The sequence below is a fragment of the Citrobacter sp. Cu233 genome, from assembly GCF_030332225.1.
Classification (GTDB): Bacteria; Pseudomonadota; Gammaproteobacteria; order Enterobacterales; family Enterobacteriaceae; genus Citrobacter.
The window spans coordinates 41,457-56,277 of the sequence record NZ_JAOWIF010000034.1; the positions used below are offsets into that span (position 1 = coordinate 41,457).

The 14,821-nt window shown below is 52.6% G+C and carries 12 protein-coding genes and 4 tRNA genes; 5 read left to right on the forward strand and 11 right to left on the reverse strand.

From position 1 onward, the window contains the following. Window positions 1-25: 25 nt before the first annotated feature. A complete protein-coding gene (gene lptM / locus OGX95_RS13350) occupies window positions 26-229 on the reverse strand; it encodes an LPS translocon maturation chaperone LptM (protein WP_005133315.1) in 204 nt (67 codons plus the stop codon). 137 nt (window positions 230-366) lie between these two features. On the opposite strand from lptM, the gene cyaY reads away from it, so the two are divergent. Continuing rightward, a complete protein-coding gene (cyaY, locus tag OGX95_RS13355) occupies window positions 367-687 on the forward strand; it encodes an iron donor protein CyaY (RefSeq protein ID WP_286629768.1) in 321 nt (106 codons plus the stop codon). A gap of 40 nt (window positions 688-727) precedes the next feature. Here the strand turns inward: cyaY and cyaA are convergent, their stop codons facing one another. Then, window positions 728-3,274, reverse strand: coding sequence for a class I adenylate cyclase (cyaA, locus tag OGX95_RS13360; protein ID WP_286629791.1), 2,547 nt, complete (start codon window positions 3,272-3,274; stop codon window positions 728-730). Between the two features lie 395 nt (window positions 3,275-3,669). Here cyaA and hemC point away from each other — a divergent pair, with 395 nt between their 5' ends. From hemC to hemY, 4 genes are read left to right on the forward strand one after another with little or no spacing between them, the layout of a single operon-like run. Further along, window positions 3,670-4,611 carry a hydroxymethylbilane synthase gene (gene hemC, locus OGX95_RS13365; protein ID WP_286629769.1) on the forward strand — a complete coding sequence of 314 codons (942 nt, stop codon included), beginning with the start codon at window positions 3,670-3,672 and terminating at the stop codon, window positions 4,609-4,611. Then, entirely contained in the window at window positions 4,608-5,348 is a 741-nt protein-coding gene (hemD, locus tag OGX95_RS13370) for a uroporphyrinogen-III synthase (protein WP_286629770.1), read from the forward strand. Before hemC ends, hemD begins: the two co-directional genes overlap by 4 nt. Before the next feature lie 21 nt (window positions 5,349-5,369). Beyond that, window positions 5,370-6,554: a uroporphyrinogen-III C-methyltransferase gene (hemX, locus tag OGX95_RS13375; RefSeq protein ID WP_286629771.1), complete on the forward strand. Its 1,185-nt coding sequence runs from the start codon at window positions 5,370-5,372 to the stop codon at window positions 6,552-6,554. Between the two features lie 2 nt (window positions 6,555-6,556). Then, the gene (gene hemY / locus OGX95_RS13380; RefSeq protein ID WP_286629792.1) at window positions 6,557-7,756 is read left to right on the forward strand and encodes a protoheme IX biogenesis protein HemY; all 1,200 of its coding nucleotides are present in this window, start codon (window positions 6,557-6,559) and stop codon (window positions 7,754-7,756) included. 446 nt (window positions 7,757-8,202) lie between these two features. Here the strand turns inward: hemY and OGX95_RS13385 are convergent. The 9 genes from OGX95_RS13385 to wzxE all read right to left on the reverse strand — a co-directional run bounded on the left by OGX95_RS13385 (window position 8,203) and on the right by wzxE (window position 14,821). Beyond that, a tRNA-Pro gene (locus OGX95_RS13385) sits at window positions 8,203-8,279 on the reverse strand. Between the two features lie 41 nt (window positions 8,280-8,320). Then, window positions 8,321-8,407, reverse strand: a tRNA-Leu gene (locus OGX95_RS13390). Window positions 8,408-8,427: 20 nt separating this feature from the next. Beyond that, window positions 8,428-8,503 (reverse strand) — tRNA-His (locus OGX95_RS13395). A 56-nt stretch (window positions 8,504-8,559) separates the two neighbouring features. Further along, window positions 8,560-8,636 (reverse strand) — tRNA-Arg (locus OGX95_RS13400). Between the two features lie 102 nt (window positions 8,637-8,738). Beyond that, window positions 8,739-10,124, reverse strand: coding sequence for a bifunctional threonine/serine APC transporter ThrP (gene thrP / locus OGX95_RS13405; protein WP_286629772.1), 1,386 nt, complete (start codon window positions 10,122-10,124; stop codon window positions 8,739-8,741). A gap of 278 nt (window positions 10,125-10,402) precedes the next feature. Beyond that, window positions 10,403-11,143, reverse strand: a complete 741-nt coding sequence (wecG, locus tag OGX95_RS13410) for a lipopolysaccharide N-acetylmannosaminouronosyltransferase (RefSeq protein WP_286629773.1) — start codon at window positions 11,141-11,143, stop codon at window positions 10,403-10,405. Further along, window positions 11,143-12,498, reverse strand: a complete 1,356-nt coding sequence (gene wzyE / locus OGX95_RS13415) for an ECA oligosaccharide polymerase (protein ID WP_286629774.1) — start codon at window positions 12,496-12,498, stop codon at window positions 11,143-11,145. Before wzyE ends, wecG begins: the two co-directional genes overlap by 1 nt. Next, window positions 12,495-13,574, reverse strand: a complete 1,080-nt coding sequence (locus OGX95_RS13420) for a TDP-N-acetylfucosamine:lipid II N-acetylfucosaminyltransferase (protein ID WP_286629775.1) — start codon at window positions 13,572-13,574, stop codon at window positions 12,495-12,497. The genes wzyE and OGX95_RS13420 overlap by 4 nt, the downstream gene beginning before the upstream one ends. Next, the gene (gene wzxE, locus OGX95_RS13425; RefSeq protein WP_286629776.1) at window positions 13,571-14,821 is read right to left on the reverse strand and encodes a lipid III flippase WzxE; all 1,251 of its coding nucleotides are present in this window, start codon (window positions 14,819-14,821) and stop codon (window positions 13,571-13,573) included. The genes OGX95_RS13420 and wzxE overlap by 4 nt, the downstream gene beginning before the upstream one ends.

Here is a 14,821-nt window from a genome sequence, read left to right on the forward strand (position 1 = left end):
TTCACGCGGGTACAGAAACTTACCGTCAGTAATTCACCTGAGAAGGTCCATCACTGATTCCACGATCGTTTTTATCCGGCGTCGTAGATTGTGCTGGCGACTGAATGCTCTTTGTCGGAGGCGGCGCGTTTTTGTCTGCTGGCGGGAAATAGAGCGGTCCCTTCAGACCACAGCCCGTCAGGCTGAACAGTGTAAAAAGTACAGCGAGTGCCTGAAACACGTTTTTCATTATGGATTGCCTGTAAGTTCATGCTTTCTGTTTTCTATCATCGCAGGAGAAGGCGTAAAAGCAAGAGTTTGGCTAAAAACTGCAACGTGATTTATTCCGCGTTATACTGCGACCATCACGAAAAACAGGATAAAAAAATGAACGACAGTGAATTTCATCGCCTTGCCGACACCCTGTGGATGACCATTGAAGAGCGCCTGGATGACTGGGACGGCGACAGCGATATCGATTGTGAGATCAACGGTGGCGTACTGACCATCAGCTTCGAAAATGGCAGCAAAATTATCATTAACCGTCAGGAGCCGCTGCATCAGGTGTGGCTGGCAACCAAACAGGGCGGCTACCATTTTGACCTGAAAGGTGACGAATGGATTTGCGACCGCAGCGGTGAAGCCTTCTGGGATCTGCTGGAACAGGCGGCAACGCAGCAGGCGGGCGAGGCAGTGAGCTTCCGTTAAGATTTGTTGCCGGATGCACTTTGCTTATCCGGCATCATGTTCACGAAAAATACTGCTGCAACAGCGGTGTGTCGTTATCCTGACTGGTTTGCGGGACTGGACTAATCGGCTGGGTGCGGAACGGGATCACCTGCGCGCGCCCGTCAGTTTTCACAATCTGATAAAACTGCGGCAGGTTAAAGTTGATAAAACTGGAGCCGTAAGTGAAGCGATCGTGCGACGATGAATAGAAGCGGCTGACATCTCGCACCAGCTCTTCTTTACTGCCTTCACAGTGGTGATACACCTCGACGCGGTTACTCTCGTCCAGAATGTAGATGTTAAAGCCCTGCTCATCACCCGTCTCTTCAAAAAAGAACTGAATGATCCCTTCGCTGGCAAAACCGTCCACCACCGACGGTAATTTCACATGGTTCGTCTCAACCTGGACGGAAAGACCGTGCAATTTGTTGTGCGAAATCGCGCCATAGAATTCAATGGCGTTTTCCAGTTTCTGCACCGAAACGTTCAGACGTTCGAAGAACAGGCCCCACGTCTGACCGGAAACGCGCAGCGCTTTGAAGCGTCCGGTTTCCTGGCGCGTACTGGACAGGCGCAGTTCGATGCACTCAGACACCAGTTGCTGGACACGCGTGCGGATCAAACCACGCAAATGCTGGCTGTAACAGAACACTTCGACGCTATCCGGTGGCGCTGCATCCTGATGCATTTTGCCCAGAATCGTTTTTAACGCTTCAATCATCGCCTGCTCGCCGTTGAAGTGCAGGGTTCGCACTTCATTCCACGAGTTGCGATACAGCAGGTCTACGCTACCCACCAGACAATTTTGCTCTTCGCCAAAGCTAAAGACATCCAGCTTACGGAAATCAAAATGCACGACCTGATTGCGAAACGCCGCCGTCGGGTCATATTCGAGGTTGACAATAATCGCCAGATGGCGAATTTCGCACGGGCTGTACAGCGCTTTCGGCGTTGGTGCCGGCAGACGCAGCGGGAAGTGGTGTGATACATCGGCTACCATCTCCTGCAGCTTCGGCAAGTCGACAATACCGTTACCTTTAATAAACAAATGCGTACGCGATGTCAGCAGGCCGTTAAACCACGCCCACGCCACCAGCTTATTGAGATAGCGGTTATATTCCAGCGGCTGATGGCTGATGATCGAATCCATGTTAGGTGCGCGGTTGTAAAGATACCAACCCGAACGGTTGGCGCGACCTGGCGGCACGTGGATAAAGGTCAGATTGGGTTCTGAGAGATCCGGTGAGATCTGCGGGTTCACCAACGTCACTTTGCCGGGCAAGGCTTCAAATGCGGCATACAGCTTACGGGTCAGTACGCCAATATCCTGCGGACTGGCGCTGACGCTAAGATTGTTGCGGCGCGCAAAACGGATCAAATTACGATAGCTCTGCATCATTGCGTCGAGCAGTTCGTTGTGCGCTTCGCGTACCTGGTCAATTTTCCAGTTAGCGCGGTTATCCAGCATCGTCAGGCGGGCTTCATCCCAACCCCACTCTTGTACTAACTGACTTAACACTTCACGACGCCAGCCCACGCAGGCGCGTTCACGGCTCAGTTTCTCACAGACTTTCAAGTAGAAACATCGGCGCACTAAATCAAGACGCGTTGAGTCCTCAATCGCAGTGAGGTACTCAGTTACACGTTCCAACATCATGCAATACGGGTCGAGACCAAAAGAGACAATTTCGCCGTCGTGCAGGCGCTGTTTAATGTCTTTCGCCAACAGGCGTGGATTGGGGTATTCCCAGGAATAGGCTTCCAGCAGCAGCGTTTTCAGCACCGCTTTGTACGGGGAATCGATACTCTTGTACAACTGCCAGAGGCTGGCACCAAAGTACTCTTCGGCGGAAAGCGAACTGAGTCCACCCAGATCCAGCCATTCGTTTGGCGTTAACACCCCCTGCGCGTAGAGCGTCATGACGTAATCGTCGTAATGCTCTTCTTCATCACCAGGCACCATATTCCACAGAATACGTTTACCTGCGAGGCGCACAGCGGTGCGATAGAATTCATCAAGCAGCAGGATATGCTGCGTCGAGCCACAGTCTTCACCACCCAGACTGCCGCTTTCATTATGGCGGAAACGGTTTTCATCAATCAGGAAGAAACTGACTTCCACGCCCAGCGAGGCAGCCCAACTTTCCAGCAGGCTGCATTTACGTTGCAGCAGCTGACGCTCTTCGCTATCCAGCCAGGATTGATGGCAGACCCAGATATCGAGGTCAGAGGAACAGCTTTGCCCTACGGAAGATGTGCTACCCATAGAGTAAACACCGGTGATCGGCAGTTCGCCCTTTGGAGGGTCCTGCGGTGACATACCGCGGTACAGTTCCAGCTCATTCAGGTAGTGGCGTTGGGTTTCATCAGGCGTGTAAAAGCATATGCCTTTGGGAACGTTACCATCGAGGTAACCCGGCATCAGTGGGTGGTGGTAGTGCAATAATGTCGGCAGCAGACTGTATACCTGCTGGAAGGCAGGTCCCATGGCAGCAAGCGCGCGATCCACACGCAGTTGATTTATGGCATCCAGTCTCTGTTTCAGAGTCTCAATATAGAGGTACAAGACGTATCGCCTGATGTTGCTATCCATCATGTTGTCGATTGCTGCGGCGCAAGCGCTCATCAACAATCTTCAGCAATTCGGATAAACCGTATGTCAAAAATAACCGTTACCGTTTTTTCACCCCTATTTTTTTAGGGAGTACAGCTGAAAAAATGGTCTAAAACGTGATCAATTTAACACCTTGCTCATTGACCGTAAAGAAAGATGCGCTACATACAAGTGTAGCACCGTTCGTTACGTGTAAATTCCTTCATACGGTCGGGAGGTTTCTCGTCATTAATCACTGCCAGTGATGATGCAGCGCCTTTTCCTCTCACTTACGTTTGAGCGTAACGCTGACATCCCTTTGATAAGGATGTTAGGATGGTCAATGATTGATAATGACGGTAACAAGCATGTTAGACAATGTTTTGAGAATTGCCACACGCCAAAGCCCCCTTGCGCTCTGGCAGGCACATTATGTCAAAGACGCCTTGATGGCAAACCACCCCGATCTGGTCGTTGAACTGGTTCCCATGGTGACCCGTGGCGACGTGATTCTGGATACCCCACTGGCAAAAGTCGGGGGTAAGGGCTTGTTTGTTAAAGAGCTGGAAGTCGCACTGCTGGAAAAACGCGCAGATATCGCCGTGCATTCCATGAAGGATGTGCCGGTCGAATTTCCTGAAGGTCTTGGGCTGGTCACTATTTGCGAGCGTGAAGATCCGCGTGATGCTTTCGTCTCAAATAAATACAACACACTGGATGAGTTGCCAGCGGGTAGCATCGTTGGAACGTCCAGCTTACGTCGCCAGTGCCAGTTGGCAAAACAGCGCCCGGATCTCATCATCCGCTCGCTGCGCGGCAACGTAGGTACTCGCCTGAGCAAACTGGACAACGGTGACTACGACGCCATTATTCTGGCCGTCGCTGGATTAAAACGCTTAGGGCTGGAGTCACGAATCCGCGCAGCACTGGCGCCAGAAGTGTCTCTGCCTGCGGTCGGACAAGGCGCTGTGGGTATCGAATGTCGACTCGACGATCAGCGCACTCAGGCACTGTTAGCGCCACTCAACCATGAAGAAACAGCCCTGCGCGTAAAAGCAGAACGCGCCATGAACACCCGCCTGGAGGGGGGATGTCAGGTTCCTATCGGCAGTTATGCGGAACTCATCAACGGTGAGATTTGGCTACGCGCGTTAGTCGGTGCGCCAGATGGTTCACAGATGGTATGTGGAGAACGTCGTGGCGCAGCGCAGGATGCGGAAAAAATGGGTATATCTCTGGCAGAAGAGCTGCTGGAAAACGGTGCACGCGCCATTCTGGCTGAAGTTTATAACGGAGATGCCCCCGCATGAGTATTCTGGTCACCCGCCCATCTCCCGCTGGGGAAGAGTTAGTGAGCCGTCTGCGCACACTGGGGCAGGTGGCCTGGAGCTTTCCGCTTATTGAGTTCGCGCCGGGCCGGGAACTGCCAACGCTTGCCCCCCGTCTTTCGGCGCTCACCGAAAACGATCTGGTTTTTGCCCTCTCACAGCACGCCGTGACCTTTGCCGATGCCGAGCTTCAGCGGCAAGGGGTAAGTTGGTCCACTCTCCCGCGCTATTTTGCCATCGGCCGGACAACAGCGCTGGCGTTGCACACCGTGAGTGGATGCAATATTCACTATCCGTTGGATCGGGAAATTAGCGAAGTCTTGCTACAATTACCTGAATTACAAAATATTGCGGGAAAACGCGCGCTAATTTTACGTGGCAACGGTGGTCGGGAGTTGATCGGTGAAACCCTGATAACGCGCGGAGCCGATGTTAATTTTTGTGAATGTTATCAACGCAGTGCAAAACATTACGATGGCGCAGAGGAAGCGATGCGCTGGCAATCACGCGGTGTGAAGACAGTGGTTGTCACCAGCGGAGAGATGCTACAGCAGCTCTGGTCACTTATTCCGCAGTGGTATCGTGAGCACTGGTTACTACGCTGTCGGCTACTGGTCGTCAGTGAGCGTCTGGCGAACCTCGCCCAGGAACTGGGCTGGCAAGATATTAAGGTCGCTGATAACGCCGACAACGATGCGCTACTACGCGCATTACAATAACTCTCATAATGGGATGCCATAATGACGGAACAAGAAAAAACCTCCGCCGTGGTTGAAGAGACCAGGGAGGCCGTGGACACCACATCACAGCCAGTCAACAACGCTGAGAAGAAGAGTAAGAACAGTACCGCACTGATTCTGAGTGCTGTAGCGATTGCTATTGCGCTGGCGGCAGGCGTGGGACTGTATGGCTGGGGGAAACAGCAGGCCACTACGCAGACAGCAACCAGTGATGCGCTGGCAAACCAACTCATGGCGCTGCAAAAAGCGCAAGAGACCCAAAAGTCCGAGCTGGAAGGAATTATTAAGCAGCAGGCAACACAGTTGGATGATGCCAATCGCCAGCAGACTGCGCTGGCCAAGCAGCTTGATGAGGTTCAGCAAAAAATCGCCGCTATATCCGGAAGCGATGCCAAAACCTGGCTGCTGGCGCAGGCCGATTTTCTGGTGAAACTGGCGGGGCGTAAATTATGGAGCGACCAGGACGTTACCACCGCCGCAGCGTTGCTGAAAAGCGCCGACGCCAGCCTGGCTGACATGAATGACCCCAGCTTAATTGCCGCTCGCCGCGCGATTACCGACGATATCGCCAGCCTCTCTGCGGTCACTCAGGTCGACTATGACGGCATCATCCTCAAGGTAAACCAGCTCGCTAACCAAATTGATAACCTGCGTCTGGCTGATAACGATACCGATGATTCACCGATGGATTCTGACAGCAGTGAGCTTTCCAGCTCCATTAGCGAATGGCGCGTCAATCTACAAAAAAGCTGGCAGAACTTTATGGACAGCTTTATCACCATTCGCCGTCGTGATGAAACCGCCGTCCCGCTACTGGCGCCAAACCAGGATGTTTACTTACGTGAGAACATCCGTTCACGCCTGCTAGTGGCGGCGCAAGCCGTGCCTCGCCATCAGGAAGAAACATACCGCCAGGCGCTGGAAAATGTCTCCACGTGGGTTCGCGCCTATTACGACACTGACGATGCGGCGACAAAAGCGTTCCTTGAAGAGGTCGATCAACTGAGCCAGCAAAGCATCAGCATGGACGTACCGGAAACACTTCAGAGCCAGGTCATTCTTGAGAAGCTAATGCAGACTCGCGTGCGTAATTTGCTGGCCCAGCCATCCACATCACCGGCTGAAGCCGCACCTGCACCAGTACCTCAGGCAGATGCTCCGGCAACCGCGCCGCAGGGAGAATAATGATGCTAAAAGTATTATTACTCTTTGTGCTGTTGATCGCCGGGATCGTCGTCGGTCCGATGATTGCTGGTCATCAGGGTTATGTTCTGATCCAGACGGATAACTACAACATCGAAACCAGCGTGACGGGTCTGGTGATCATTTTGATCGTCGCGATGGTTATTCTTTTTGCGATTGAGTGGCTGCTGCGCCGTATATTCCGTACGGGTGCGCATACCCGCGGCTGGTTTGTGGGGCGTAAACGCCGTCGTGCACGTAAGCAGACCGAGCAGGCGCTGCTTAAACTGGCAGAAGGCGACTATCAGCAGGTTGAAAAGCTGATGTCAAAAAATGCCGATCACGCAGAACAGCCGGTGGTGAATTACCTTCTGGCGGCGGAAGCGGCTCAGCAGCGCGGTGATGAAGCCCGGGCGAATCAACACCTTGAACGCGCAGCCGAACTCGCCGGAAATGATACGATCCCGGTTGAAATCGCCCGGGTTCGTTTGCAGCTGGCCCGTAATGAAAACCATGCCGCACGCCACAGCGTAGACAAACTGCTGGAAGTGACGCCACGCCATCCGGAAGTCTTGCGCCTGGCTGAACAGGCTTACATTCGCACCGGTGCGTGGAGTTCTTTACTGGATATCATTCCATCAATGGCGAAAGCGCATGTTGGTGATGAAGAACACCATGCGATGCTGGAACAGCAGGCATGGGTGGGTCTGATGGATCAGGTTCGCGCCGATCAGGGCAGCGAGGGATTACGCGCATGGTGGAAAAACCAGAGCCGTAAGACTCGTCATCAGGTTGCCCTGCAGGTGGCGATGGCAGAACATCTGATTGAGTGTGACGATCACGATACGGCACAGCAAATCATCATCGACGGTCTGAAACGTCAGTATGACGACCGGCTGGTGCTGCCGATCCCACGTCTGAAAACTAACAACCCGGAACAGATAGAAAAAGTACTGCGCCAGCAAATTAAAGTGGTGGGCGACCGCCCACTGCTGTGGAGTACGCTTGGTCAGTCATTGATGAAACACGGCGAATGGCAGGAAGCCACGCTCGCCTTCCGTGCCGCGCTTAAACAACGCCCGGATGCATATGACTACGCCTGGCTTGCCGACGCACTGGACAGGCTGCATCAGCCAGAAGAAGCGGCGGCCATGCGCCGTGACGGTCTGATGTTGACCTTGCAGAGCAACAACCCGCCGCAGTAACTCTCTCTTGCCCGGTGGCGTTTTGCTTACCGGGCCCACACCCTGTATGCAACATCATTCGAGAAGCAGCCTGAAGGATGACGTGTAGATGCATAAAAAAACGCCCACTCGGTAAGGAGCAGGCGTTAAACAGGTCTGTATGACAACATAAATGGGTGCTTCACTCAACGTTATGTCCATGGTGTTTGATGAAGCTAAAGCGACATCTGTCAGTGGACGATAAGCACCGTAAACGGCTCTGCATCATTCCTGAGTTTATGAGGCCTGATGGCGAACATAAGAGATGGAATGAGCATCTACACGCATATTATTACACAGCGTATGCGGTGATTGCACTGTAAAAACCAGGGAATGCGGCTTTTTAAGACTTCATAACATTTGGGGGAGAAGAGGTACAAAAGTGAGGAACAGAAAACAAAAAACCCCGCCGAAGCGGGGTTCAAAATTGGTCGGCGAGAGAGGATTCGAACCTCCGACCCACTGGTCCCAAACCAGTTGCGCTACCAAGCTGCGCTACTCGCCGTTTTACTGCTTTTTGAATTTTTAGTTCAATTCTTTAAGTCGTGGTGCGAGGGGGGGGACTTGAACCCCCACGTCCGTAAGAACACTAACACCTGAAGCTAGCGCGTCTACCAATTCCGCCACCTTCGCATTTCACAACTTTAAATTAATGGGGTGGCTAATGGGATTCGAACCCACGACAACTGGAATCACAATCCAGGGCTCTACCAACTGAGCTATAGCCACCACTGCAAATCTTTTACGCGGTATTAAAACCACCGCAGCTCTGGCACCCTACTAAATGGTGCGCCCGACAGGATTCGAACCTGAGACCTCTGCCTCCGGAGGGCAGCGCTCTATCCAGCTGAGCTACGGGCGCTTAGCGCCGTTGCGGGGCTGGATATTACGTAGGTCTCGGTCTGCTGTCTAGTGCTTTTTTAAAATAAATTATCGTTTGGTCACGCTTTGTGCGTTTTGTCGCTTATTCCTCCAGTTTTTGGGCTACACCATGGCGATTCAGGCCAAAAACCTTATAAATGAGCGTTACTGCCAACAGGAAGCCAATGCCAACAAAAAGCGACATTCGGGTATCTTCATTAAAGTACATCCCAATTAATACGCAAATCAGGAATGCCATCGTCAAATAATTCGCCCACGGGAACAGAATGGAACGGAACGGATGGCTGGCTATCGCTTCCTTATGTGCCTGACGGAAACGCAACTGGCTTATCAGGATCACAAACCACGGAACCATGCCCGGCAACACGCTGGCGCTATAGACATAAACGAACACCCGCTGCGGATTGGGAATGATGTAGTTCAGGCACGAGCCAATCAGCAGGATCACGATAGAAATCGCTACGCCAGCGACCGGCACCCCGTGACGAGAGACTTTTCCAACGGAGGCAGGCAGCTGGCGGTTCTTTGCCAGCGCATAGAGCATACGGCCACAGCTGTACATCCCGCTGTTACAGCCAGACAGCGCGGCTGTCAGGACCACAAAGTTGATAATCCCAGCGGCTGCCGTAATACCAATCTTGGCAAAAGTGAGAACGAACGGGCTGCCGTTACTACCAATCTCATTCCACGGGAAGATAGTGACGATAACGAAAATCGCACCCACGTAGAAAATCAGAATACGCCACAGTACCTTGCCCACGGCGCTACGTAGCGTGACCTGCGGGTTTTTAGCCTCACCAGCCGTGATACCGATCAGCTCCACGCCCTGATAGGAAGCAACAACAATACACAGTGCTGTCAGGAACCCTTTCCAGCCACCCGCGAAGAAGCCGCCATGCTCGGTCAAATTGCCAAAGCCAATCGCCTGACCACCGTTACCAAAGCCGAAGAAAATAACCCCTACGCCAATGACAATCATCACAATGATGGTGGTCACTTTGATCATGGCAAACCAGAACTCAATTTCACCGTACAGGCGAACTGCTGCCAGGTTTGCCAGCGCCACCAGACCCACCGCAATGAGCGCGGGTATCCATTGCGCCATTTCCGGGAACCAGAACTGCACGTAGACCCCAATGGCGGTAATCTCCGAGATCCCCACCGCCATCCACATAAACCAGTATGACCATGCGGTGAGATAGCCAAAGAAGGGGCTCATATAACGGTGAGCGTAAACAGCGAATGAGCCAGTGACCGGCTCCAGGAACAACATCTCCCCCATGGAACGCATGATGAAGAAGACGAACAGCCCAGCGACGATATACGCCAGCAGAACCGACGGTCCAGCCCATTTCAGGGTACTGGCAGCCCCCATAAACAGTCCGACACCAATGGTACCCCCAAGGGCTATCAATTCGATATGACGAGCCTCCAGCCCACGCTGTAGCTCAGATTTATTCTCTGCCATAGATCCTCTTGTTGTGTTTGCATTGTTTCCGGTATTACCGGTTATCGTTATGGGTACATCGTTTTTTGCCATAACAGGCCATTCAGCACCGACCGCTTTACGGTTGGCGCCAAAAACACCACGGCACTGCAATGATTGCTGCGAATGGTTTCTTAAAATCGTCTAAATGGCAATTAAAGCATTCAAAAAATGAATAGATTGTGCGAGAAAGCAGCGATTATGTTGTGAATAAGTAGCGCGTTTAGCATAACGCGCTACTGAACAACGCAGAGGTGATGTCAGAGATTGCCGGTATAGTGCCAGCGGAGATAACGTAATAAACGAAGTTGGCGGGTGATACGACTCGGTTGCAGCAGCAAGCGATACAGCCACTCCAATCCCAGGCTCTGCCAGAATTTGGGCGCGCGCTTTACGTGCCCGGTAAACACATCGTAGGTGCCACCCACGCCCATATACAGCGCATGCGGATGGACCAGGCGACAATCGCGCATAAAAATTTCTTGTTTCGGCGATCCCATCGCCACGGTAACAAGTTGTGCGCCGCTGGCATGAATACGCTCAAACAGCGCCTGACGCTGATCGGCGGTAAAATAGCCGTCCTGACTGCCAACAATATTGACGTGCCATTGTGCGCGCAGTTTTGCCTCTGTTTGTGTCAGAACATCAGGCTTACCGCCAACCAGGAATACGGGCGTTCCTTCCTTCCCGGCGCGTGCCATCAGAGCTTCCCAGAGATCGGCCCCCGCCACACGTGATACCTGAGCCTGCGGGAATTTTTTACACACGGAACGCACCACGCTGATCCCATCCGCATATTTAAACTCAGCGGCCTCGATCAACGTCCGAACCTCTGGGTTATCCTCCGCAGTCAGCATTTTCTCGGCGTTAATCGCTACCAGCGTCCCCTGCCTGAGATGTCCCTCAGCAAACAGGTAATTCAGCGCATGCTGCATATCGCGCCAGCCAATCAGTTCTAATCCGCGCAGTGAATACAGCGGCGCAGTTGTGTTATCTGTCATTACGATCCTTCAACCTGTGTCCGGGGCACCGACTTTATTCGTTTATGGATGAGTCCCGCACTATCAAACAGCCAGTACAACAATTTTGCCACCAACAGACAGACGCCGAAAATCACGAGGAAAAAGACAACTCGCGAGACAAACGAATCTAACCCTTCACGTGCCAAAACGATCATATTAAAAATGGCGCCGAAACAGAAACTGTGCAAAATCGCTGACTTATAGCGATTCGTTTCCCGGTTACCTAATTCATACAACCAATCGAACCATTTAATAATCAGGCCGACGACAATCGCACCTAACGGTATAAACAAGGCCCCGCCCATCACCACCAGCGAACCAATCAGCGTCGGGGAGATAGCCAGGCCCGAGTGATTGTTCAGCACTTCCCAGGTAAAATAGTTCGCGGAATTGAGCACAATGCCCGGTCGGCCCGGCCACAGCCAGGACGGTATAAAGACGTAGAAATCACGGACGATCGGTGCCAGTCCCTGAAACTCAATATTGTGGTAATTTTGCAGCAATAGCGCCAAATTCTCCCACGGCGAAAAGGTATCGCGCGTGAGGTACAGGAAAGTATAGAACGCCTCATCACCGCTGACGTTCATCCCGTAGCGCTTCAGTGCCAGCCAGAACATCCCGACAATACCCAGTACACCCGCGGCGGCCAGCATCCACAGCGAAATCCAGCCACGAATAATGCCGATAAACAGGAAAATGGCAAACGCGATAATAATATTGGCGCGGGTTCCGCCAACAATCATGTACGTCAGCAAACCAAATGCAACGGTACTCACCAGGAAGAACAGCCACGCTTTGCTGTCCTGACGCAGGAAGTAGACCACCAACATCGCCGGAATGAAGAAGTAGAAGAAGCGTTTCAGAGCCACCCCGGAGACTTCACTGGAGAAAATCTGGCTATAGGATTGCAGCCTGAACAGCAGGAAACCGTTGTGCATAAAGAAAATGCCCACGCTCACCAGCGCAATCGCCATCAGGATAATCCAGGTCAAATGGGCTTCAACGCGATTGATGGTAAACAGCGGTCTGCGCGTTCTCTCCAGGCTCCGTTTACGCAGGCGTGTTTTATAGGTCACATAGTACACTGCGTAGAAACAGGCAGCAGACAGCAACGCCTGCAGCAGAATTTCCGGCGGGGCCACCGCCACATCAAAGCGAAAGACCAGCACGCTGGTCAACGGAAAACCAAAGAAAAACGTCAATAAAAACAGCAACGAGAAGAAAACATTGAAGTTAAACCGCACGCGTCGGAATTCAAACCAGGTCAGCGTGGCGATAAACAAAGTAGAGAGTAGCCACACCACCAGCAGACCGCTGAATTGCATCAGACTCATACGGTTTCTCCTGAGGCAATGCGCAGCGCGTTATGCCACGGTTGCAGATAATTCGGGCTAAAGAAAGTAATTGCACTTTTATCAACCGATGCCAGCTGGCGCTGCGCTTCGCGTACAATACCTTCATTGAGTACATCTGTCGTAAACAGAACCGGGATATTTTGCTCTGCCATATCCTGCCAGAATGGGTTTTCACGGTTGAGCACGCACGGAATCCCCGCCTGAATCAGCAGACACAATGTACCAATCCCCTGTTGACGGGCAAAAATAAAGTAACCCAGATCGCACTGACGCAGTAGCGCCAGATAGGCATCAAACTCCAGCTTTTCACTGAGAATTTGCAGATTATCGGCGCTAAATAACGCCAGACCTGCCTGGCGTACTTCATCAATATAGCCTGCATTATTTGCCGGGTAACCCATTGGCACAATCACGTTCACCGTATCACCAAACTGCTGATGAACAGCGCGTAGCGCGGCTACATGCTCATTACTGCGATCGCCAGAGTTTCCGACCAGGATCGTCATTTTCCCGCGTTGCTGGCGCTCATTACTCATATTGTTCAGCGACGGATCCATACGCGTTGGGAAATAGAGCAATTCCCCACGTACACACGGATGCTGCTCAGCGAAATAGCTCAGATCGCCTCGCGTGGCAAAGACACAACCCACGCGGTTTTGCGCCATTCGACGAATCGGGTAAAACAGACGAAATTTCAGGCCACTCGAGACTTCATACAGATCGGCGCCCCAGATATGCCAGTAAAACTGCTCAGGTTTAATCCCCCCGCTCAGCAATGCCAGCCACAGGCTGGTATTGAACTGCCCATGAAAGAAGAAACGCTGCTGGCGATCCGTCTTAGCTTTGGCAATAACGGCCTCTGCCAGCGCCTTTTTTCCGCCGTAAAAACTCAGTGATAACGCCGGGTAGCTCTCGCTTAATCCCGTATCCTGACCAGCAACCATAAACACGCGCGCGTGCTCACTCGTTGCAGACAACGCGTCGTTGAAGAACCGCAGCACGGTTTGGTTATGGTGAGGGATATCCGATCCCAGAACGTGAATCAGTACAGTCATACCCGCCTACGCCAGAGTAAAAACACGCCACAACAAAGAGAAAAATAGACGATGTACGTTGCCATATAGGCCTGTGCCGCGCCGAGAGCACCGTGCGCGGGGATCAACCAGTGGGCAAATGCCGTCAACAAAATGAACTGGCTCATTTCGGCCAGAATATAAAACCGCAGCGAGGCCTTCGCGATCACCAGATAGCCAAAGACGTAGGCACCAACTTTCAGAACATCCCCCACAAGTTGCCAGGCAAACAAATCGCGCATGGCGGTGAATTTAGCGGAGAAAAGCAGCCAGATAGCAAAATCACGTAACAGCCAGACGGTAAAACTCGCGGCAGCAACTGCCGGCAACACAAATTTCAGCGACTTGATAACTTCACGCGTGATGTCGCGCTTTTCAGTCAGGCGAGACAGTGTTGGCAATAGATACACACTGAATGAAGCGGTAATAAATTGCAGGTAGGCATCAGAGATACTGCTCACCCCCTGCCAGATCCCCACGTCATCCCAGCTGTATTGCGCCGCCAATAGGTTTCGCATCATCACATATGCCACTGGTAGCGTCACAGAGGTAATCAGCGCCATCAACGTAAACTTGCTGAGTTGTCCTGCCAGGCCGTTATCCCAGGAAGGTTTCAGGTATTGCACAGGAATGGTTCCACGCTTGATCAGCATAAGCATGGCGGGCAACACCACCAGCGCTGGCACCAGCGCCAGCCCCAGCAAGGCACCTTCGTATCCGCCCAACCGATAGCAGCCGTAGTAGGCCACGACGCCGACCAGGCTGCCAATAATCAGCGATAGCGCATTACCTGCGGCATCACGGAACCCTTTCATCAACGCCAGCAACAGGTTTGCCCAGGCAATCCCCATCTGTACCAGCGCAACCAGGCGTACCAGCCCCTGAAAATGCGTATGACCAAACAATCCCTGACTGATAGGCGCTGCTGCCAGCAAAAAAATCACCGCCATCAGCGTAGAGAATCCCAACACCATTGCGGATGATGTCCCCACCACCTTACGCAACCGCGCCGGGTCATCATGGTGCTGCGCAACGTATTTCGTGACACCGTTGAAAATCCCAGCGCCCGCCAACACGCCAAGCACGGTGACCATCTGACGGAAGTTTCCCGCCTGGCCCACACCCGCAGGGCCGAAAGAGACCGCCAGCAGTTTTACCACCAACAAACCCGCACCAATTTTTACCAGCGTACTGGTAGCCGTCCACAAGGACGCTTTAGCCAGCGACAT

What these genes read in the sequence shown, in the direction of transcription:
- lptM (WP_005133315.1), bottom strand. Translation starts at nt 229, where the DNA reads ATGAAAAACGTGTTTCAGGCACTCGCTGTACTTTTTACACTGTTCAGC.
- cyaY (WP_286629768.1), top strand. Translation starts at nt 367, where the DNA reads ATGAACGACAGTGAATTTCATCGCCTTGCCGACACCCTGTGGATGACC.
- hemC (WP_286629769.1), top strand. Translation starts at nt 3,670, where the DNA reads ATGTTAGACAATGTTTTGAGAATTGCCACACGCCAAAGCCCCCTTGCG.
- hemD (WP_286629770.1), top strand. Translation starts at nt 4,608, where the DNA reads ATGAGTATTCTGGTCACCCGCCCATCTCCCGCTGGGGAAGAGTTAGTG.
- hemX (WP_286629771.1), top strand. Translation starts at nt 5,370, where the DNA reads ATGACGGAACAAGAAAAAACCTCCGCCGTGGTTGAAGAGACCAGGGAG.
- hemY (WP_286629792.1), top strand. Translation starts at nt 6,557, where the DNA reads ATGCTAAAAGTATTATTACTCTTTGTGCTGTTGATCGCCGGGATCGTC.
- thrP (WP_286629772.1), bottom strand. Translation starts at nt 10,124, where the DNA reads ATGGCAGAGAATAAATCTGAGCTACAGCGTGGGCTGGAGGCTCGTCAT.
- wecG (WP_286629773.1), bottom strand. Translation starts at nt 11,143, where the DNA reads ATGACAGATAACACAACTGCGCCGCTGTATTCACTGCGCGGATTAGAA.
- wzyE (WP_286629774.1), bottom strand. Translation starts at nt 12,498, where the DNA reads ATGAGTCTGATGCAATTCAGCGGTCTGCTGGTGGTGTGGCTACTCTCT.
- OGX95_RS13420 (WP_286629775.1), bottom strand. Translation starts at nt 13,574, where the DNA reads ATGACTGTACTGATTCACGTTCTGGGATCGGATATCCCTCACCATAAC.
- wzxE (WP_286629776.1), bottom strand. Translation starts at nt 14,821, where the DNA reads ATGTCGCTGGCTAAAGCGTCCTTGTGGACGGCTACCAGTACGCTGGTA.